Origin of the sequence: Streptomyces sp. NPDC058052 (assembly GCF_042885515.1) — a bacterium.
GTDB lineage: Bacteria > Actinomycetota > Actinomycetes > Streptomycetales > Streptomycetaceae > Streptomyces.
The window spans coordinates 100,956-121,683 of sequence record NZ_JBHVRX010000013.1 but is presented as its reverse complement, the minus strand read 5'-3'; the positions used below and the strand labels follow the sequence as shown (position 1 = coordinate 121,683).

The following is a 20,728-nucleotide window of genomic DNA, read 5'->3' as shown; positions in this document are numbered from 1 at the left end:
GAGGAGCCTCACCCCTCCTGACATCAACTTAGGGAAGGCTAACCTGATCATGACGGGCTGTCGAGCGGGGTGCACGAGGCGATCGACGGTCCCTCACCCCGCGAGCGACGGAGGCGCGTCGACTCCACAGACCGCGCATGACGCACATCCCCAGCGCGCGAACACCCCTGTCCCGCCTCCCTGTTGCGGATCTCCGTGCGGGGTCGCGCTCGAACCGGCCGCGCCGGTACGTCCCCCGGCGTTCAGCCCTCTCCCCGGCGGCGGTTCAGTGCGGTGCGGGCAAGGGGTTCAGGGCGAAGCCGACCGAGCAGCCTCCCTCGCCGGGCATCCGCTGGATCCTGGGCGGTACCCAGACCTCCGTCTCGCCCGGGGCCACGCGGGCGAGCACGCAGTCCTGCGCGTCGAACCCGTCGCCCTTCACCGCCAGGAGGATGCCGACCCGGCCGCCGGCCTCCTCCACCTCGGTACGGATCGCCGGGTCCATGTCCAGGCCGGCGATCACGCGGCGCACCTCCGCCTCGTCCACGCGGCCGCCCTTCGGCACCCGGGGGAGCTGGGAGCGGAGTTCCTCGTACGGGAGCCGGGGCGGGGCGGGGGGCGGGGCGAAGGTCATCGCGGGGCCGTCGGGGCAGTCCACGTCGCCGGGCTTCTCGCCCCATTCCGACGCGGGCGAGACGCGTATCGAGAAACAGCGTCGCACGACGACTTCCTTCACGTCGAAGAAGCCGTTGTAGGCGGTGCCGGAGGTACGGACGACGACCTCGACGCCATCGCCCTCGTGGGTCTCGGTGCCGGCCAGTCCGAGGACTTCCACGCCGTCGAGGGTGGAGGCCGAACGCCCGACCTGCTCCGCCGTGCGGGGGCGCTGGCTGTGGAGCCGCTCGCCCGCCTTCCTCGCCACCTCGCGCGCGGCGTCGGTCGCCTCGCCCTCGGAGTTCTGCAGCACCCCGCAGCCGACGGTGCACAGCAACAGGGGGGCGAGCAGCAGGAGTCGGCGCATGCGTCCACCCTTCCGGCGCCGCGCGGGAGCGGGTCACCGCTCACGTACTCAGATCGGCGTAGGCGATCGTACTCAGACGGTACGACGCCCACTTGGGCCCGGCGGCCCGTCGGGTTCCTGCGGCAGCCACGCCGTCCTGACGCGCCTGGGGACCCTTCAGGCAGTCACGCCGCCCGAGGGCGACAGCCGGCCGTCACTCCCTCGGCGTGCCGATCCGCAGCCGGTTGCCGTCGGGGTCGCGCAGTTCGATCTCGCTCGCCCACGGCATGTCCTGCACCTGCGCACCGAACTCGGAGGCGATCGCCCCGACGTCACGTACCCGCAGGTAGACCAGCGTGTCCGGCCGGGCGTCCCCCGTGTGCTCGGACAGGAACAACCGGACCCCGCCCCGGGCGACTTCGACGAACGCCGGAAACCCCGGCTCGAAACGGTGCACCCACTGCTCGGCGAAGCCGAGCCGGCCGTACCAGGCGACGGCCGCCGCGGCGTCCTCGACGCGGAGAATCGGAATGGCTTCCTCGTCCATGACGCCATCGTCGCAGACCGCGCCGGGGGCACCCCTCGGCACTGGCAGAATCTCCGCGTGATCCAGACGAAGTTCGCCGCGAACACCGCGGCCGTGCGGGACCGACGCGGTGCCCGGGGGCGGAGGTCGTCCCCATGACGAGGACCACGCCCCCGCGCCCGCTCGACGTCGAGGCGCTCTTCCCGGAGCTGGCCGCCTTCCGGGGGACGACGACCCGGCTCCATCCGCGGCCCGGGGACCCGGGCCCCGGGGACAGTTCCGTGGGCGGTCCCATGCTCTGGCCCGCGGAGGAGCCGTGGCCGCTGTGCGATGAGGCCCACGGCCGGGGGCGCGGCCGGCGGACGGCCGACATCCACCGCTCGCGCCGGATCCTGGCCGCCTCGTGGGCCCGCGAGCGGAGTCCCGGGCCGACGGACGAGGAAAGGGACCTGCTGCGGGAGCTGAGCCGGGACCATGTGATCCCCGGTGCGTCCGAGACCGACCCGCTGCCGATGGTCGGACTCGCGCAGCTGTACCGGCGGGACGTGCCCGACCTCGCGGGGCCGGCCGGCTGCGATCTGCTCCAGGTGTTCTGGTGCCCCTTCCCCGCGCACGGCCCGGGCCGGAACGAACTGGAGATACACCTGCGCTGGCGACGGTCGGGGCAGGTGGGTGACGTGCTGGCCGCGCCGCCCCGGCCTGCGGTCGTCGGATCCGACGACCTCGTCCCCGAACCCTGCGCGCTGCACCCGGAACAGGTGGTCACCTACCCGGACGCCGGCGTTCTTCCCGCTGAGCTCCGCGCCCGGATCGACGCCTGGGAGGAGGCCCTCGAAGAGGAGGCAGGCCGGCCGGCGGACGGTAGGGCGACGACGCCTCCGCCCGGCTACCAGTACGACCTGTCCATCCCGCCCGGCTGGCGCGTGGGCGGCTTCGCCTCCTGGCACAGGACCGACCCGTACCCCATGGACTGCCTCGTCTGCGGGACGCCGATGCGCCTCCTGCTGACCGTCGACAGCTCGGAGTGGGACGGCGGCAGCGGGAGCTGGAAGCCGGTGGAGGACCGGGACCTTCCCACGCACCGGTACGCCGCTCCCACACACGTCATCGCGGGCAGCTCCCGCGAGCTCCATGTCTTCGTCTGTGCCGGCGAGCCCACGCACCCGCACCGGTGGTGCTTCCAGTAGCGCCGCCGCTCTCTCGCGGGACCCCTCGCGCCCCGGCGACCGTGGATGATGGGTCCATGCTGGTACGCACGGAGATGGTCGAGCGGAATCCCCACCCGGCGACGGTGGTCCGGGCGCATACGCCGGCCGGAGTCGCCACGGTGCTGTGGGGCGGCGGCCGGGAGGAAGCGGAGGGCACCCACGTCGTCGAATGGACGGTCGACGAGGACCTCCGCTGGGGGTGCAACGCGCGACCGGCCGCGCTCGCCGAGCCGGGGTTGCGGGACGAGGGCGACCGGGTGGTGCTGCGCGGGCGCCTGAGTCCCACCGAGGACGGCGCCGCGTACCTCCACGTGGGCGACGCGCCGATCCTGTTCGACCTCGCGTCACCGCTCCCTGCCGAGGCCCATGGAACCTGGGTCGAGGTCGCTGTCGGAGCGGGATCCGTGTCCCTCCATCCCTGCCGGACCTGACCGCGCACGCGCGCGCGCGGAGTGTTCCGCCAGGGTGCGCGGCCGACGAGCTCCCCGAGGGAAGCGGTCTGAAATGATCACGGTGTGACCACCGATTCCCGCGAACGATCCGACACGAACCCGACTCGCGCAGACGGCGTCATCGCTCCCGGCGGCGGGCTGCTGTGGGCCGAGCGCGCCGGCGCGGGCAGCCCGGTCGTGCTGCTGCACGGCGCCGGGATGGACTCCCGGCTGTGGGACGCCGTCCTTCCCGAGCTGGTCCGCCACCATGACGTGATCCGGTACGACGCCCGCGGGCTGGGACGCTCCACCGCGCCCCGCGAGCCGTTCAGCGACGTCGATGACCTCCGCGCCGTCCTCGACCACTTCGGCCTCCACCGGGCCGCGCTCGTCGGCCTCAGCATGGGCGGGGAGACCGCGCTGGACTTCACCCTCGCCCACCCCGGACGCGTCACCGCGCTCGCCCTGGTCGGCGCCTCGGTCAGCGGTCACGACTGGCCGGAGAGCCCCGAGCTGTCGGCGTACGCCGCGGCCCGGCGCGCGCGTGACACGGCCGCCCTGGCCGACCTGGAGCTGTCGGTCTGGGCGGCCCTGGGCCGCCGGGCCCCCGGAGGGGAACTCATCGGGACGATGGTCGCGGCGAACGCCGAGCGACGCGTGGTGAGCGAACAGCACTGCGTCCTCTCCACGGGCCGTGACGCCGAACCCCACCTGGGCGAGATCAGGGTGCCGACGCTGGTCGTCCACGGCGTCCACGACCATCCGGAGATCGCGGTGATCGCCGAGCGGCTCGTCGCCGACATCCCCGCAGCCCGTGGCGAGACCGTCCCCGACGCCGACCACTACCTGCCGCTCCGCACGCCGGAACGCCTCACCGAACTCCTCCTGTCCCACCTGCCCTGACCTCCGCCCCGCCCACCGTCCCGCGGCACGGCACCCCCGGATCACAGGTCTCCTCCGGACGGGGCTGTCCGTGCGCTGTGACAGGGTGATCCGTGGACGCGATCGCCGTCCGCCACGGAATCCGGACGCCCCAGGGAGCGACACGTGAACGACCCCGGCAGCACCTCGGCCGGCAGCCGTACGCGGCGGGGGCGCTCGGACCTCGCCGTGATCTCGGCCTGGTGGCGGGAGCTCGGCGGTGACGGGTTCGTCGCGCTTCCGCCCCCGGGGCGCGGGCGGTACACACAGTCCGACGGTCACGAGGACGCCGCCGAGTGGGTCGCGCAGCGGGGTCTCGCCGCCCCCGTCTCCTTCGCGTACTGGCACTGGCAGTCCCACGGGCGGGCCTTCGACCGCTCCGGCGCGCTGAGGGGCGAGCTGCTGCTGCACTGGGGCGGGGACCACGCCGTGGTCGCCGCCGGGCTCGGGGAGGGGCCCGCCGGGTTCCGCGTCGCCGACGGGGGACCGCAGGGCGCCTTCCAGCTGGACCGGATCACCCGCCGGGACGACACGGGGCTGCCCGACCCCTCCGACCGCGCGGGCGTACGGCAGTTCCTCGCCGCTCTCGACGAGCCGGTGGACCGCGGCGTGAGCCCCTGCCGCTACCGGCCGCTGTCCCCCGTGGAGGCCGCGTGGCTCCACGAGCGGCTCGACGGGCCTCCGGACCTCGCGGCCGCCACGCCGTTCGCGGTCTCGCTGGAGCGGCGCGACGGACTCACGCCCGAGGAGACGGATCGGCTCCTGCGGGCCTGGCGGGAGGAGTACGGCGGGCAGCTCCAGAAGTGGACCGGTTGGCGGGAGCTGCTCCATGCCCTGCTGCGCCACGAGCGCGAGGAGGCGTGGGAGGTCGTCGCCGCCCTCGGTCCCCCGGCGGCGGGCGTACCGGCCCTGGTGCCGTCCGAGCGTGGCCTGCGGACCGTGCGGGCGTTCGCGCTCGCGGGCGACAGGGGCGCGGTGTCCGCCTGGCTGTCGCTGCACCGGTCGCTCCACGAGCCCGACGCGGTGCGCGCCGCGGTCGCCCTCGCGGCGGAACTCGACGCGCACGACGCCCCGGAGAGCGCCCTGCGCGGGCTGTACGGTGCGCTGGCCGGCGCCGTCACGGCCGACTGGCGCCGGGAGACGGGGGTGGGCGCCCTGGCCGCCCGGTCGTACACCGGCCTGCTGGCGGTCCGCTTCGCCACCGACGAACGGCTGCCGCGCCCCCTGCGCGTCCTCGCCGCGGACACCGCGCGGGACCACGTGGACCACGTACGCGAGGCGGCCCTCCGGGCCGGGGCCACCCCACCCGCCGGGCCGGCCGCCACGACGTCCACTCCCCCCGCGCTCGCCGGCACCTCCACGGCCTCCACGACCGCCCCCGTCATCGACGCCGCCGAGGCGCTGGCCGCCCTGGGCCGCTACGAGGCCGCCCGCGACGGGCTCCTCTCCGGGACCGGTCCCGACCTGACCGCCTACGAGGGCTCGCTGTGCCGCGTGTGGCACCGGTACCGCACCCTCACCGAAGGCGACGTGCGCTGGCTGCGGGAGCGGATCGCGGATCCGCGCACCGGCCTCCAGGGGCTCGGCTTCTGCCTCGAACTGCTCCACTCCCACGGGCTGGCCGGGCCGGCCGAGGTCGACGCGCTGCTGCCGCGCCGGATGAAGGACCTGGCCAAGAAGTACCGGACCACGTACACCGAATGGCGCCACCCGCTCGTCACCCTGACCTGCCTCGCCCTCGACCTCGGACACCCGGCCGCGGAGAAACTGGTCTCGTGGTGGGACGGGCCGAGACCCGTCTGGAAGAACGAGCTGCGGCTCCTCACCCACCTGGGCGCCCCCGACGAGGCCAAGGCCGCCGCCCTGTGGGAGTGCGTGACCTCGCGCGCCCACGACGTGGGCCGGCTGATGACGTGGGTGCTGCTGCGGGCCCGTCTCGACGGAGAGCATCCGCTGCTGGTGGCCGACCGGCTGCTCGGGGCCCCCGGCGTCCGCCAGGACCACGTGCGGCAGGTGCTCCTCGGGGTCGCCGACCCCGCGCAGCCGCTGTGGCACTACGCCGTCGACCTGCGCAGCCGGGGCTGGTGGCAGCGCGCCCTGGAGGTCGCCGAGCACCCCGGCCTGTCCCCCGAGGCCCGCGCGCTCGGCGTCCGCACGGCCCGCGAGCACCATCTCGTCCGCCACCCGGACCAGTTGAGCCCCGTTCCGACCGAGGCCGAGCACTCCGCCGCCCTGGAGTGGATCGGACGTCACGCCGAGGGCTGACGCGCCGTCGGCTCCGAGGGGCGGTGGCCCTGCTCCGGGCGCCCGTGAGGGGCCTCCGCCCGCTCACTCCTGGGGGTGGAGCGCCGCCGTCCAGTAGGCGCAGTGCGGCCCGTCGGTGGCCGGAGGCCCACCGCCGTCGCAGAAAGCTGTGGCCCCCCAGGATCCGACGGACGGAGTGGTCACGCATGTCCTTGAGAACCCCATGGCCCCGGGCCGGACGCGCGGGTGCGGTGGGCGCCACCGCGCTGGCGCTCGTGCTCGGTCTGCCCGCCGTGGCGACGGCCGCCCCCGGTGATCTGGACCCCGCCTTCGACGGCGACGGCAGGGTCGTGACGGACCTGGGCGGCTACGCGGGCGCCGAGGGCATGGCCGTCCAGCCCGACGGGAAGATCGTCACGATCGGTTACGGCTACTCGGCCGAGACCTCGGGCGACTTCACGCTGACGCGGTACCACCCCGACGGCAGCCTGGACACGACCTTCGGCGGCGACGGCATCGTCACCACCGACTTCGTCGGCGCCAACAACGACGAGGGCCGCGGGGTGGCCCTGCAGCCCGACGGCAAGATCGTCGCGGTCGGCGGATCCACCGACTGGGGCGGCAACGGCGCGTGGGCGGCGGCCCGGTACCTCGCCGACGGCAGCCTCGACACCACCTTCGGCGAAGGCGGCAAGGTGCTCACCGAGATCGACGTCGACGCGATCGAGATCGCCGAATCGGTCGTGGTGCTGCCCGACGGCAGACTCGTCGCCGGCGGGTCGAGCAACGGCATGTGGTCGCTGGTGCGCTGGGACGCCTCCGGTGTCCCGGACCCGTCCTTCAGCGGGGACGGGCGGGTGACCACGACCTTCGGCACCGGCTGCTGCCACGGGGTCGGCGACCTGGTGCCGCAGCCCGACGGCAAGATCGTCGCCGCGGGGCACGCCGACGGCCTCACCCTGACCCGGTACCACGCGGATGGCAGTCTCGACACGAGCTTCGACGGCGACGGGCGGGTCACCACCGGCACCGGGTCGGGCGAGGGGGTGGCGCTGCAGCCGGACGGCAGGATCGTCGTCGCGGGCAAGGACGGCAACGCGTTCCTGGTGTCGAGGTTCACCACCGGCGGCGCCCCTGACCCGAGCTTCGACGGCGACGGGCGCCTCACCACGAGCTTCGGCCCGGGGGACGGCGGAGCCGCGGACGTGGCCCTGCAGTCCGACGGCCGGATCGTCGCGGCCGGCTCCTACGGCGGCGACTTCGCGCTGGCCCGGTACAACACCGGCGGCAGCCTGGACCCGGACTTCGGTGGCGACGGGCGGGTGACGACCGACTTCGGCGGCACCGGCGACGCCGCCGCGCGCGTCGCGCTGCAGACCGACGGCAAGATCGTCACCGCCGGGCTCGCCGGCACCCCGAACAGCGTGGAGGCCCACCGCGGCCTGGCGCGCTACCTGGGCGGGGGCGGCATCGAGCCGCCGGCCGGTGTGGACGTGTCGGTGACGAAGACGGGTCCGAGCACGGTCGGCATCGGCGACACCGCCACGTACACCGTGCGCCTGACGAACAACAGCACCACGACCGCGGCGACGAACGTGCAGCTCACCGACACCCTGACGGGCACCGCCACGATCCTGTCGGCCACCACCGACCGCGGCACGTGCACGACCGTCCCCGGCCGGGTGACCTGCGCCGTCGGCACGCTCCACCCCGCGGGCAGCCCCTCCGGCACGACGGCCACGGTGACGATCGTCGCCGAGCCCTCGCGTACGGGCACCCTCACGGACACCGCGACGGTCAGCGCCGCCCAGTCCGACCCGACGCCGGGCAACAACACCGCGACCCGCGCCACCACGGTGGACAACAGCCGTGGCTGCACGATCATCGGGACCAGCGGCGCCGACACCCTGAACGGCACGTACGCCGGTGATGTGATCTGCGCGCTCAGCGGCAACGACACCGTCAACGCGGGCTTCGGCAACGACACCGTCCACGCCGGGCCGGGCAACGACCGGGCGGACGGCAGCTACCACAACGACACCCTGATCGGCGGTCCGGGTTCCGACACCCTCCTCGGCGACTACGGCAACGACACCCTGAACACGGTGGACGGCGTGGCCGGCAACGACACCGCGAACGGCGGCCTCAACACGGACACCTGCACCACGGACCCCTCCGACACCCGCATCAGCTGCCCCTGACCCCTCCCTGCCGGGGCCCGCGACCGGAGCGGGCCAGGCCCCCCGCCCGGCCGGCGGCGCGCAGGACACCGCGCCGCCGGCCGGGCTCCGGCACGGGCCGGCGGCCCGAACCCGGCCGCCCGGAAGCGGCGGCTCGCCCGCGCCGGATCGTCATCTAAAATTCAACGCGGCTGCGGGGCCGCGACCTGCCGCGACGAGCGGTGGTCGCGGAACGGCCGGCCCACCGGTCGAGGAGAGCGATCCGGTCCAGGGAGGGGTCCCGGCCCCGAAGGACCACATGACGTTGATCACGAAAGCCCGGGGAATCGCCTGACCACCGGCGCGCGTCTCAGTGGTACGGGAGGCCCATCTCCCCGTCCACGTACAGAAGACCCCCAGGGAGAAGTGAGGTATGCCGGTGATCTGCGTCGGAGGCATGATCGGGATCGGCAAGACGAGTGTGGCCGAGCTGCTCGCGAAGGAGCTGGGCACCGAGGTCTTCTACGAGAGCGTGGACGACAACCCGATCCTCCCGCTGTTCTACTCGGCGAGCCCCGAGGAGATCCAGGCGAAGCGCTACCCCTTCCTGCTCCAGCTGTACTTCCTGCAGACGCGGTTCGCCGCGATCAAGGAGGCGTACAAGCAGGACGACAGCGTGCTCGACCGGTCGATCTACGAGGACTGGTACTTCGCCAAGGTCAACCACGACCTCGGCCGGATCAGCTCCCTGGAGATGCAGGTCTACGAGGGCCTGCTCGACGAGATGATGCGCGAGATCGAGGGCCTGCCGTACCGCAAGGCGCCCGACCTCATGGTCTACCTCAAGGCGGACTTCGAGACGGTGCTGCACCGGATCGGGCTGCGCGGACGCGACTTCGAGCAGGACGAGAGCCTCGTCGAGTACTACCGCACGCTGTGGACCGGTTACGACGAGTGGGTGCACCAGCACTACTCCGCCAGCGACGTCCTCGTCGTCGACATGAACCACACGGACGTCGTGAACAACCCCGACGACGCGGCCCGCGTGGCCCAGGAGGTCAGGAACGCCCTGGCGGCGGTCGCGCACCGCGCCTGACCCGCGGGGCGGCACCAAGATCCCTCTGTGGTAGCTTGCCCGGGCCAGTCGCACCTCTGTACGCACCGACGCGGTACGTGCACGGGTCAGGGAATCCGGTGGGAATCCGGAGCTGACGCGCAGCGGTGAGGGTGACGGGCGGGACATCGGCCACTGGACCCCCGAGGGGTCTGGGAAGGCGTCCCGTCCGGACGATCCCGAGTCCGAAGACCTGCTGGCGCCCCGGGGGGCGCGGGTCGCCGTCCGGGGAGCACCGTACGACAGGCTCCGCGCATGAGCCGTGACGCAGAGGACTCCCCACCGTGCCCTTCGCACCTCCCGTCCGTTCCGCCGTGCTGCTCGTGGCCGGCGCCGTTCTCGTGGCCGGCTGCGGCGCCGGCGCCCCCGCGGCCCCGGCCGGAGGGAAGGGGCCGGCCTCCGGACCGGGCCCCGTCGCCCTCGACAACTGCGGGCAGCGGGTCGAGGTCGCCCACACGCCGCGCCGCGCCGTCGCCCTCGACCAGGGCTCGGCCGAGATCCTCTTCTCGCTCGGCCTCGCCGACCGCATGGTGGGCACGGCCACCTGGACGGATCCCGTCCTGAAGGGCCTGGAGAAGGCGAACGCCACCGTCCCCCGGCTCGCCGAGCGCTACCCGTCGTTCGAGAAGGTGCTCGACACCGAACCCGACTTCGTCAGCGCTTCCTTCCTCTACACGCTGGGCAAGGGCGGTGTGGCGCCCAGGGAGCGGTTCACGCGGCTCGGCGTTCCCACCTACCTCTCCCCCACCGACTGCGTCGGCAAGGACAACAGCGGCGACGGCGACGGCGTCCGGACCGCGCCGCTGACCATGGACACCGTGTACGGCGAGGTCCGCGACCTGGCCAGAATCTTCGGCGTCCCGGAGCGCGGCGAGAAGCTCGTCGGCGAACTCCGCGCCCGCGTCACGAAGGCCACGGCCGGCGCCGACTTCGCCGGCGCCTCCGTCCTCTACTGGTTCTCGGACTCCCAGGGGCCCTACATGGCCGGATGCTGCGGCGCGCCGGGGATCGTCAGCGGGGTGCTCGGCGTGAAGAACGTCTTCGACGACACGAAGGAGGAGTGGCCGCAGATCAACTGGGAGACCGTCGCCGACCGCGACCCCGACGTGCTGGTGATCGCCGATCTGACCCGCAAGGCCCAGTCGGCCGAGAGCGCCGCGAAGAAGATCGAGTTCCTGGAGTCCCACCCCGTCACCCGGAACATGACGGCGGTGCGGAAGAAGCGGTACGTGATCCTCAGCGGCCAGGCCATGAACCCCACGATCCGCACCGTCGAGGGCATCGAGCAGGTGGCCGCCGCGCTGCGGACGTACGGGCTCGCGAAGTGACCCGGTCCCGTACGGCGGGAGACTCCGGACGGACGGCCGACGGCTCCCGCACGACGGCACGCTCCGGACGGACGGCCGACGACTCCCGTACGACGGAAGGCTCCGGACGGACCGTCCTCCGTGCCTCCCGGGCGCTGCCGCCCGTCGCCGGGGCCGCCGGGATCCTCCTTCTGTGCGCCTCCGTCGCCCTGGCCCTCACCATCGGTCCGGCGGACATCCGCGTCGCGGACGCCTGGTCCGTCGTCGCCTCCCGCCTCGGCGGGAACCCGTCCGGGCTGAGCCCGATCCGCGACGGCATCGTGTGGGACCTGCGGCTGCCGCGCACCCTGCTCGCGGCCGTCTGCGGTGCCGGACTCGCGGTGTGCGGCGCGGTGATGCAGTCCCTGCTGCGCAACCCGCTCGCCGACCCCTTCGTGCTCGGCGTCTCCTCCGGCGCCTCGACCGGAGCGGTCGCCGTCGTCGTCCTGGGCGTGGGCGGGGGTGCGGTCTCCGTCGCCGGAGGGGCGTTCCTCGGCGCGCTCTGTTCGTTCGGCCTGGTCCTGCTGCTCAGCCACACCCTGGGCGGTTCGACGGACCGCGTCGTCCTGGCGGGCGTGGCGGCGATGCAGCTCTTCTCCGCCCTGACGTCGTTCGTGGTGATGACCGCCGCCGACGCCGAGACCACCCGGGGCGTCCTCTTCTGGCTGCTCGGCTCGCTCAGCGGCGCGGGCTGGACCGACGTCGGCGTCTGCGCGGCGGTCCTGGCCGTCGGGCTGCTGGTCTGCGGCGGACACGCCCGGACGCTGGACGCCTTCGCGTTCGGCGAGGACGCGGCGGCGACGCTCGGCGTGGCCGTGGCGCGGACCCGGCTGGTCCTCCTCTCGGTCACCGCCCTGCTCACCGCCGTCCTGGTCGCCGCCGCGGGCGCGATCGGCTTCGTCGGCCTGGTCCTGCCGCACGCGGTGCGCGCCCTCGCGGGCCCCGGCCACGCCCGGCTGCTGCCCCTGACCGCGCTGGCCGGCGCGGTCTTCCTGGTCTGGGCCGACACCCTCGCCCGTACGGTCCTCGACCCCCAGGAGGTCCCGGTCGGCGTGGTGACGTCGCTCATCGGCGTCCCGGCGTTCGTCGTCGTCCTCTACCGCACCAGGAGCACGCGATGACCCGGACGCCACCGATCACCGACGGCGGCGCCGGGCTGCGCGCCGCGCACGTCTCCCGGACCGCGGGCGGGGCGCTCGTCCTCGACGGCGTGAGCATCACGCCTGCGCCCGGCACGCTCACCGGGCTGCTGGGCCCGAACGGCTCCGGCAAGTCGACCCTCCTGCGCGTCCTGGCGGGCGTCCTGGCGCCGGACGCCGGGGTCGTGACCCTGGACGGCGACCGTCTGGGCGCCCTCCCCCGCCGCGCGCTCGCCCGGCGGGTGGCCGTCGTGGAGCAGCACGCCGACACCCAGGTCGACCTCACCGTGGCCGACGCCGTACGCCTCGGCCGCGTCCCGCACCGCCGGGCGTGGTCGCCCCCGACGGCCGCGGACGAGGACGCGGTACGGTCCGCGCTCGCCCGCACCGGCCTCACCGACCGCGCGCATCGCACCTGGCGCACCCTGTCCGGCGGCGAGCGCCAGCGCGTCCAGATCGCCCGGGCCCTCGCCCAGGAACCCCGCGAACTCCTGCTGGACGAGCCGACGAACCACCTCGACGTCCAGCACCAGCTCGACCTCATGGCCCTGATCTCGGGCCTGCGCCTCACCTGCGTCATGGCGCTGCACGACCTCAACCTCGCGGCGATGTACTGCGACCACGTGGTGGTCCTGCGCGAGGGCCGCGTGGTGGCCGCCGGCCCGGTGGCCGAGGTCCTCACCGAACGGCTCGTCGCCGACGTCTACGGCGTCCGCGCCTCGGTGACGTATCCCGGCCCGGGGGAACGCCCGCACATCCGCTTCCTGGGGACCGCGCTCGGGGACCGCTGATCAGTCGCCGAGGGACGCGGAGCGGGGGTTGCCCTCGAACCCCACGCACGACCGGACGGTGCCGTGGACGACCGTGATCGTGTAGGAGCCCATGAGCGTCGCCGGCTCACTGGTGTCGTACGGCTCCGAGAGCTCGACCGTCCTCAGGACGTCGGGCCACCGGAAGGACCACTCGGTCCTCCCCACCGGCACCGGGAGCGCCACGCCCTGCCCCTTGGGCAGCTTCAGGTGGACCACGACGGGCTCGCCCTGGAGCGGCTCGTTCAGGGCCCGCACCGTGATCACGGCCTTCGTGAGGATCCGGTCCCCGTACTGCAGGGAGTCCACGGAGATCCGGTAGTCGGTCGGGTTCGACACCACCATGCCCCCGTCCGCCAGGCCGTCGCCCTCGACGACGCACCTGTCCCGCACGGGGTTGTACGTCAACGAGTCGAGGAGCACCTCGGTACGCGGGTCCACCGCGCCGGCCGACGGCGCCGCCTCCGTCGCCCCGGGCGGAGGTGTGGTCCTCGGTTCGTAGAACGGTGAAGCGGGGTCGTCCGTCGGCGTGGTGCCCGAGCCGGCCAGGGGGGCCTCGGCCGTCCTGCCGTAGACGGGCAGGAGCCAGGGTCCCGCCGCCGCTCCGAGGGCCACCGACGCCGCGGCCACCGCGGTGAGAACGGCCCAACGGCCCCGCCGGCCCCCGGCGCTGCCGACCGGGACGGTGGTGGGCGGGTCCGCCCGGGCCCCGGCCTTCTCCCCGTCCGCCGGCGAGGCCCGGCGGAAGCCGGCGGCCGACTTCTTGTGGCCGTAGGCGCGCAGTGCCGTCAGATGGGACAGGAGGGCGCTCACCGGCGGCCGTTCCCGCGGGTCCTTCCGCATGCACGCGGCGATCATCTCCCGCAGCTCGTCGGGGACTTCGGCGAGCTGCGGTTCCTCGTGGACGACGTGGTACTGGGCGGTGACGGGGGTGACGCCACGGAAGGCGTGGTCGCCGGAGGAGGCGAACGTGAGGACGGCTCCCAGCGCGAAGATGTCCGAGGCCGCGCTGACGGGCCGCGCCTGGACCTGCTCCGGGGAGAAGTAGCCGGGGGTGCCGAGCACGGCCCCGGTGTGCGTGGCGTGACTGAAGTCGGTGGCGTACGCGAGCCCGAAGTCGATGATCTTCGGGCCGTTCTCCGTCAGCAGCACGTTGCCGGGCTTGAGGTCCCGGTGCACCAGGCCGGCCTTGTGGATGGAGGCGAGCCCGAAGGAGAGGCCGAGGGCGAGGTCCACGGCGGCGGGCAGCGACAGGGGCCCGTGGGTCTGCACGTGGTCCCGGAGTGACGGCCCGTCCACGTACTCGGTGGCGAGCCACGGCTCGCGCGCCCGGGTGTCGAAGCCGACGACGCGTACCGTGTGCGGGCTCCTGACCGAACTCGCCGCCGTCGCCTCCCGGGTGAACCGCCGCCGGAAGCCCTCCTCCCGCGCGTACTCGCTCCTGATCGTCTTGACGGCGACATGGCCGTCCGCCCCCTCCTGCGTGGCGAGGTAGACCGTCCCCATGCCGCCGCTCCCCAGCCGCGCGACGAGCCGGAACGACCCGATCTCCGCCGGGTCGCCCTCCTCCAGGTCCCACATGCCCCTGCTCCCCTCCCTGCACGACGCAACGCCGAGGGTAGCCGCCGGCGGGACCGCCATCCGGACGTCTGTGCCAACCAGCCGCATCTGTCACAGGGTTGAGTCATCGGGGCGCGGCGCGGAATGCTCCCGCTCGTCCGGCGGCGCCCCGCGCAGGACGCCCGTGCCCGCCGTCCGCGCCGGCCACGGCGTCCGTCAGGAGGTGCCTCGTGCCGTCGGCGCCGGCGTGGCTTCGGCCCGGCGCTCGCGGACGGCGATCCGGGCGAGCTTCGTCAGCATCATGCCGTTGCGGATGGAGACGAGGTAGTCGACCGGGAGGCCGTGCATGCGGGTGCCGGGGCCTCGCAGCGGATGCCATTCGAGGAGGAAGAGGGTGTTCTCGCCCCAGGGGATCAGGTTCATGGCGATGCGGGCCGCGCCGAAGGGGTCCGCCTTCGCCTCCAGTTCCAGGCGGCGCTCGGGTTCGCAGATCCGCACGACGCAGGTGTCGTCCAGGGTGACCGGGCCGACGCCCACACGGACCCGGAGGCGGGCGCCCACCTCGGGCCAGTGCGGGTCGGCGGCGATGACCTGCTGCGTCCCCGAGACCCATTCGCCGTAGCGAAGGCCGTCGGACAGCAGGTTCCACACCCGGGACGGCGGGCTCAGGATCAAACGGCGATTCCGGGACACTGCGACCGCCTTCTTTCTGTCCGTGGGGAGCGGCGTCCGTAGCCTCGGCCGACGCTAGCCGCACCCCGCCCTCCCGGCACGCACGGCGGACCGTGTGTCGCGCCCCGGGTTCGCCCGGCGACGAGGAATCCAGCTCCGACGCTGTCACGCCACCCCTGGTGCGCCATGCCCCACGCACCGGCCGGCCGCCGCGGGTCAGCCGCCCGTACCGTCCACCCACGCCGCGATCTCGGAGGCGCCCCGCCGGACGGCCTCCGCCGGGTCGTGGGCGAGCTTCCCGCAGGCCACCGCGACGTCCCGCCCGCCCTCGGTGTCCACGAGCGCGTCGTCCACACCGGTCCGGAGCCAGTCGGCCGGTTGTCGTCGGCTTCCGCGACCGCGAGGGCGATCAGCCGGACGGCTTCCACCGTGCCCAGCCCGGCCAGGGCCTCCGCCGTCCAGCGGGTGACCGCCGTGTTCTCGGCGTCCAGCAGGAGCCTGCCCAGCGCGTCCGCCACCTCGGGGACTCCGGCGAAGGAGGCGAGGTCCTGCCCGGCACGCGCGCGTCGTTCCCACGAAGGAGACGAGGCATCGGCCAAGCCGGTCCCCCACCCGTGCCCACGCGCCGTCTCCGCCATGCCCCCGACCGTCCCATACGTCACCGTGCCCGCCTCCGCCGGGGCCGTGGACGCCGGGGGTGATGGTGAGGGCCGGGCCGTCGGTGCCGGGCCCGCGGGGCCTCGGTCCCCGGGCCGCCGCCCCGGTCCCGGCCCGCCCGGAAGCACCCCGGGCCGCCTCTCCCTTCGCCCGGACCGGCGGCTCCCGGACAGGTGGCATATGCGCCCCCTACCGGGTGCTTGTGGGCGGCGGGCGCGGCCACGACGATGTGCGCCTGGAAGGCGTACGTCCTCGATGGGGAGGCCGAGTTGAGCGAGGCGACGACGAGGCGGAGGAGCGGGGCGCGCGAGCCCGGGCCGGAGCCACGGCCGGAGGAGCGGGCCACGGCCCGGGAGCTGGTCGCGGAGTCGTGGCGGCGGTCCGAGCGGGCCCGGGTCAGCCGGGACGGGGCGGCGGCGACCGAACTGGACGAGGAGGAGGTGGCCGCGTACCGGGAAGGGCATCCGCTCGCCGCCGCGATGCCGGTGATCCGGGAACTGCTCGGCGCGGACGCCCTCGACGGCGGGCACCTGCTCGCGGTGTGCGACGCGGGCGGGCGGCTGCTGTGGGTGGAGGGGGACCCGGCGACGCTGCGGCAGGCCCGGCGGATGAACTTCGTCGCCGGTGCCGGCTGGGCCGAGGCCGCGGCGGGGACCAACGCGCCGGGAACGGCGCTCGCCGTCGGCCGTCCCGTCCAGGTGGTGTCGGCGGAACACTTCCGGCCGCCCGTGCGGGACTGGACGTGCGCGGCGGCCCCGCTGCACGATCCGCGCAGCGGACGGCTGCTCGGCGCCGTCGACCTCACGGGCGGCGAGCGCCTCGCCCACCCGCACAGCCTCGGCCTGGTACGGGCGGTGGCGCGGGCGGCGGAGGCCCAGCTGGCGCTGCTGGCCCCTCCCCCGCCGCCGGGACGGCCGCGGCTGACGGCGCTCGGCCGGGACGAGGCACTGCTCACGGTCGGCGGACGGCGGCTGCGGCTGAGCCGGCGGCACAGCGAGATCCTGGTGGTCCTCGCACACCGTCCGGAAGGGGTGACGGGCGACCAGCTGCTGGCCCTCCTCTACGAGGACGAGTCGGTCACGCCCGTGACGCTGCGCGCCGAGCTGTCCCGGCTGCGGGCCCTGCTCGGCCCGGAGCTGCTGCGCTCACGGCCGTACCGGCTCGCCGTGCCGGTGGACGCGGACTTCGCGGCGGTGGACCGCCGGCTCGCCTCGGGGGCGGTGGCGGCGGCCGCCGGGGACTACGCGGGCCCACTGCTGCCGGGCTCGGCCGCACCCGGCGTCGTCCGCCTGAGGGAACGGCTCGCGGACCGCCTGCGGGCGGCGCTGGTGGCGCGGGCGGATCCCCGGCTCCTCGCGGACTGGGCGTACAGCGCGTGGGGCGAGGAGGACGTGGAGGTGTGGCGGGCGCTGTGCGCGGCGGTGCCGGCGGCACAACTTCCGCCCGTACGCGCCCGGCTCGACGCCCTGGAGGAGGAACTGTCGGCCGGTGCAACGGGGTTGCAACGTCCGCTTCCGCACACTCGGCGGTGAGCGCCGGTCGGGACGACGGGCGCGCACCGTCCGGCCGCCCGTCCCCGCCCTCCGGTGGGTCCGGGCCGCCCGGATCCGTCCGACCCGCAGGGAGGTCCGCCCATGACCCGCTACGCCTCGCCCGGCACCGAGGGCGCGCTGATGTCGTACCAGCCGCGCTACGACCACTGGATCGGCGGCGAGTACGTCGCCCCGGCCGACGGCCGGTACTTCGAGAACCCGAGCCCGGTCGACGGCAAGCCGTTCACCGAGATCGCGCGGGGCTCGGCCGACGACGTCGAGCGCGCGCTGGACGCGGCGCACGCGGCCGCCCCGGCCTGGGGCCGCACGGCGCCGGCCGAGCGGGCGGGGGTACTGCTGAAGATCGCCGACCGAATGGAGGCGAACCTGGAGGCGCTCGCGGTCGCGGAGACCTGGGACAACGGCAAGCCGGTACGGGAGACGCTGGCGGCCGACATCCCGCTCGCCATCGACCACTTCCGCTACTTCGCGGGGGCGCTGCGCGCGCAGGAGGGCTCGCTCAGCCAGCTCGACGAGGACACCGTGGCGTACCACTACCACGAGCCGCTCGGGGTCGTGGCGCAGATCATCCCCTGGAACTTCCCGATCCTGATGGCCGTGTGGAAGCTGGCACCGGCGCTGGCGGCGGGCAACGCGATCGTGCTGAAGCCGGCCGAGCAGACGCCGGCGTCGGTGCACTACTGGCTGAGCCTGGTCGCGGACCTGCTGCCGCCGGGCGTCCTGAACATCGTCAACGGCTTCGGCGAGGAGGCCGGCAAGCCGCTCGCCTCCTCCCCGCGCGTGGCGAAGATCGCCTTCACCGGCGAGACATCGACGGGCCGCCTCATCATGGGGTACGCCACCGAGAACCTGAAGCCGGTGACGCTGGAGCTGGGCGGCAAGTCGCCGAACATCTTCTTCGACGACGTGTGGGCGGCGGACGACGACTTCCGCGACAAGGCGCTGGAGGGCTTCACGATGTTCGCCCTCAACCAGGGCGAGGTCTGCACCTGTCCCTCGCGGGCGCTGGTGCAGCGCGGCCACTACGGCGAGTTCCTGGAGGCGGCGGTCGTCCGCACGGAGGCGATCGTCGCGGGCCACCCGCTGGACCCGGAGACGATGATCGGCGCCCAGGCGTCGGCGGAGCAGCTGAAGAAGATCCTCTCGTACCTGGAGATCGGCCAGCAGGAGGGCGCGAAGATCCTGACGGGAGGTCAGCAGGTCGGCCACGGCGGCGACCTCGAAGGCGGCTACTACATCCAGCCGACGATCTTCGAGGGCGACAACCGCATGCGGATCTTCCAGGAGGAGATCTTCGGCCCGGTCGTGGCGGTGACGTCCTTCACCGACTTCGACGACGCGATCCGCACCGCGAACGACACCCTCTACGGCCTGGGCGCCGGCGTCTGGACCCGCGACGCCAACACCGCCTATCGCGCCGGCCGCGCGATCCAGGCGGGCCGCGTCTGGACGAACTGCTACCACGCCTACCCGGCCCACGCCGCCTTCGGCGGCTACAAGCAGTCGGGCATCGGCCGCGAGAACCACCGCATGATGCTGGACCACTACCAGCAGACGAAGAATCTGCTGGTGAGCTACTCGCCGAAGAAGCTGGGCTTCTTCTAACGGAACGGAAGAAGGCGCCTGACCTGGGGTTTTGCCCGGGTCAGGCGCCTTTTTGAAGTGCCCGAGCCTCCCCATGGGGGAGGCGTCGAAATACGCCCCTTCTTCCAGTTCATCCCACCCGTATCCCAGTCCTGACCAGCAGTTCCGGGCCAGACACGGGCCAGATTGCGGCTCAGCCCCTGAGGCTGCTGTCCTCGCTGCGCCGGCTCCACTCCTGCATCGACTCCTCGATGAGCCGGTTGGAATGCTCCTGAAGACCGTCCAGGAACTTGGCGTAGTACTGGAAGAGCACTTGGATGCTCTGACCAGCCCGGCGCGCGCATTCGGCAGGATCCACGCCGGAGTGCAGCCAGAACGAGATCCCGGCGTGCCGGAGGTCATAGGGCCTCTTGGCGAGCAGCGTCGGCTGCTCGTTGGGAGCCAGGACCTTCTTACGAGCCCGCTCCCATGTCTTGCCGTAGGCCGCTGCATCAACGTAGCCGCCGGCCTCATTGCGAAACACTCGGCCATCGGGCGCAACGCCGAAGCGATCGACGTGTTTTCGCAGTGTGTGCACGAACGACGGCGGTATCGGCACGGGACGTGTGGCCTTGACGGCTCGCCGCTTCAAAGAGTGCACTTCGTGGACCGAGCCATCGTCCGTCCACTCCTTGCCGGCCGTGACGACACCTCCGCTCAGGTTGAGCATGCCCCAGCCGCTCTTCGGCAGATGGCATTGCGAGATCTGTAGGTGGATGGCCTCCGCCGGACGCATGGCCGCGTAGTACATGCAGCCGAAGAACGCCTCAAGGTGCGGGCCGCGGCCCTGTTGTTTGCCAACAGCCGTCAGCAGGCGAGCAACCTGGGTCGGGTTCGGCACACAGGCAGGGTCCACTTCCTCGCTCACCCCAGGAGCCTGCCACTTGACCCTTGCGAGCGGATTCTCCGCGAAGTATCCCTTGTCGACGGCAGTTCCGAGGACCTCGCTGAAGGCCGATCGCTTCCGCAGGGCGGTCTTCGCCGCGGCGGACTCTCCGTCGATCTTCCGGCCGAGCGCGTCCAACGCCCTGCGCACGACGTCTGGTTCCATCAGCTCACTGACGGGCAGGGAGTGCCGCTGCATCCAGTCGAGGGCATGCTGCCATTCGGCGGACGGCTTGCTCTCCCAGGCGCGCTTGTTGAACGCCCATGAATACAGCGCGCGCCGCAGAACCCTCGGCTCCGAGTAGCGCGCTTCGCGCCTCACCAGCGCGGGCGTGATGGTGGCGAGTGCATCAGCGAGGGTACGACGGGTGTTGCCAGGCGTTCGGTCCCATCGCTCATCGATGTAGGCATGAGCCAGGTCGTACCAGGTGGTCCGCTGCCGAATGGCGCGGATCTCGGAGGCCGGCAGACCAGTCTGCTCGTCGAACGCCTCACCGTCACGCGCGGCCGTCATGAGCTTCGCTCGTCGGCTCTCGGCCAGTCCCTTGGTGATGAAGGACTCCGACCGCTCGCGGCCGTTGACCGTCCATCGGACCTCGAACGGCTTGCGACGCTTCGGCCGCTCCCGGATGTCCCAGAAGCGGACCTTGTAACTCATCGCCATTCAGGCGTATCCCTTTCGCACGCCTGCCACCAGGCGTCAAGGTCGGCACGACGGCAGCGGAGTTCGCCGTTCGGCAGCTTGATCATTCGAGGAGCCTGGTTGCGGGCACGCAGACGGTAAAACGCCGACGGACTCATGCGGATCTCCGCCAGGACCTCAGCGAGCTTCAGCGCAGGGGGACGAGCCATTTCTTCCTTTCAGTCGGGGACAGGAAGGGCTACACAGGCGCAAATCACAA

The 20,728-nt window shown here is 73.4% G+C and carries 18 protein-coding genes and 1 riboswitch; of the genes, 11 read left to right on the top strand and 7 right to left on the bottom strand.

Annotation, left to right across the window (positions count from 1 at the left end; genetic code table 11):
- Positions 1-265: 265 nt before the first annotated feature.
- Both ACFVU3_RS19785 and ACFVU3_RS19780 read right to left on the bottom strand, forming a co-directional pair.
- Positions 266-1,000, bottom strand: a complete 735-nt coding sequence (locus ACFVU3_RS19785) for a translation initiation factor IF-2 (protein ID WP_390067745.1) — start codon at positions 998-1,000, stop codon at positions 266-268.
- A 193-nt stretch (positions 1,001-1,193) separates the two neighbouring features.
- Positions 1,194-1,526: a glyoxalase superfamily protein gene (locus tag ACFVU3_RS19780; RefSeq protein WP_390067744.1), complete on the bottom strand. Its 333-nt coding sequence runs from the start codon at positions 1,524-1,526 to the stop codon at positions 1,194-1,196.
- A gap of 134 nt (positions 1,527-1,660) precedes the next feature.
- Between ACFVU3_RS19780 and ACFVU3_RS19775 the strand changes: the two genes are divergently transcribed.
- The 9 genes from ACFVU3_RS19775 (at position 1,661) to ACFVU3_RS19735 (ending at position 12,858) form a co-directional block, all read left to right on the top strand.
- Positions 1,661-2,692, top strand: coding sequence for a hypothetical protein (locus ACFVU3_RS19775; RefSeq protein ID WP_390067743.1), 1,032 nt, complete (start codon positions 1,661-1,663; stop codon positions 2,690-2,692).
- 56 nt (positions 2,693-2,748) lie between these two features.
- Entirely contained in the window at positions 2,749-3,144 is a 396-nt protein-coding gene (locus ACFVU3_RS19770; RefSeq protein WP_390067742.1) for a hypothetical protein, read from the top strand.
- Between the two features lie 84 nt (positions 3,145-3,228).
- Positions 3,229-4,047, top strand: coding sequence for an alpha/beta fold hydrolase (locus ACFVU3_RS19765; protein ID WP_390067741.1), 819 nt, complete (start codon positions 3,229-3,231; stop codon positions 4,045-4,047).
- A gap of 144 nt (positions 4,048-4,191) precedes the next feature.
- Positions 4,192-6,330 (top strand): hypothetical protein, encoded by a 2,139-nt coding sequence (locus tag ACFVU3_RS19760; protein WP_390067740.1) that lies wholly within the window; start codon positions 4,192-4,194, stop codon positions 6,328-6,330.
- 185 nt (positions 6,331-6,515) lie between these two features.
- A complete protein-coding gene (locus ACFVU3_RS19755; RefSeq protein WP_390067739.1) occupies positions 6,516-8,510 on the top strand; it encodes a calcium-binding protein in 1,995 nt (664 codons plus the stop codon).
- A 391-nt stretch (positions 8,511-8,901) separates the two neighbouring features.
- Entirely contained in the window at positions 8,902-9,564 is a 663-nt protein-coding gene (locus tag ACFVU3_RS19750; RefSeq protein ID WP_390067738.1) for a deoxynucleoside kinase, read from the top strand.
- Between the two features lie 88 nt (positions 9,565-9,652).
- A riboswitch (cobalamin riboswitch) is annotated at positions 9,653-9,777 on the top strand.
- An 89-nt stretch (positions 9,778-9,866) separates the two neighbouring features.
- The gene (locus tag ACFVU3_RS19745; RefSeq protein ID WP_390067737.1) at positions 9,867-10,910 is read left to right on the top strand and encodes an ABC transporter substrate-binding protein; all 1,044 of its coding nucleotides are present in this window, start codon (positions 9,867-9,869) and stop codon (positions 10,908-10,910) included.
- Positions 10,911-11,044: 134 nt separating this feature from the next.
- Positions 11,045-12,049, top strand: a complete 1,005-nt coding sequence (locus ACFVU3_RS19740) for a FecCD family ABC transporter permease (RefSeq protein ID WP_390067846.1) — start codon at positions 11,045-11,047, stop codon at positions 12,047-12,049.
- Positions 12,046-12,858 carry an ABC transporter ATP-binding protein gene (locus tag ACFVU3_RS19735; RefSeq protein WP_390067735.1) on the top strand — a complete coding sequence of 271 codons (813 nt, stop codon included), beginning with the start codon at positions 12,046-12,048 and terminating at the stop codon, positions 12,856-12,858. Before ACFVU3_RS19740 ends, ACFVU3_RS19735 begins: the two co-directional genes overlap by 4 nt.
- Here the strand turns inward: ACFVU3_RS19735 and ACFVU3_RS19730 are convergent, their stop codons facing one another.
- The 3 genes from ACFVU3_RS19730 to ACFVU3_RS19720 all read right to left on the bottom strand — a co-directional run bounded on the left by ACFVU3_RS19730 (position 12,859) and on the right by ACFVU3_RS19720 (position 15,462).
- Positions 12,859-14,457, bottom strand: coding sequence for a serine/threonine-protein kinase (locus ACFVU3_RS19730; RefSeq protein ID WP_390067733.1), 1,599 nt, complete (start codon positions 14,455-14,457; stop codon positions 12,859-12,861).
- 195 nt (positions 14,458-14,652) lie between these two features.
- On the bottom strand, positions 14,653-15,129 hold the full coding sequence (locus ACFVU3_RS19725) for an SRPBCC family protein (protein WP_390067732.1): 477 nt from the start codon (positions 15,127-15,129) through the stop codon (positions 14,653-14,655).
- Between the two features lie 195 nt (positions 15,130-15,324).
- On the bottom strand, positions 15,325-15,462 hold the full coding sequence (locus tag ACFVU3_RS19720) for a hypothetical protein (RefSeq protein ID WP_390067730.1): 138 nt from the start codon (positions 15,460-15,462) through the stop codon (positions 15,325-15,327).
- A gap of 530 nt (positions 15,463-15,992) precedes the next feature.
- Here ACFVU3_RS19720 and ACFVU3_RS19715 point away from each other — a divergent pair.
- Complete coding sequence (locus ACFVU3_RS19715; RefSeq protein WP_390067728.1) at positions 15,993-17,297, top strand: GAF domain-containing protein; 1,305 nt, start codon at positions 15,993-15,995, stop codon at positions 17,295-17,297.
- A 102-nt stretch (positions 17,298-17,399) separates the two neighbouring features.
- Positions 17,400-18,923 (top strand): aldehyde dehydrogenase family protein, encoded by a 1,524-nt coding sequence (locus tag ACFVU3_RS19710; RefSeq protein ID WP_390067726.1) that lies wholly within the window; start codon positions 17,400-17,402, stop codon positions 18,921-18,923.
- Between the two features lie 172 nt (positions 18,924-19,095).
- Here ACFVU3_RS19710 and xerC read toward each other — a convergent pair whose 3' ends face one another.
- Both xerC and ACFVU3_RS19700 read right to left on the bottom strand, forming a co-directional pair.
- Positions 19,096-20,490, bottom strand: a complete 1,395-nt coding sequence (gene xerC, locus ACFVU3_RS19705) for a tyrosine recombinase XerC (protein WP_390067724.1) — start codon at positions 20,488-20,490, stop codon at positions 19,096-19,098.
- Positions 20,481-20,678, bottom strand: a complete 198-nt coding sequence (locus tag ACFVU3_RS19700) for an AlpA family transcriptional regulator (RefSeq protein WP_073224270.1) — start codon at positions 20,676-20,678, stop codon at positions 20,481-20,483. The genes xerC and ACFVU3_RS19700 overlap by 10 nt, the downstream gene beginning before the upstream one ends.
- Positions 20,679-20,728: the final 50 nt, after the last annotated feature.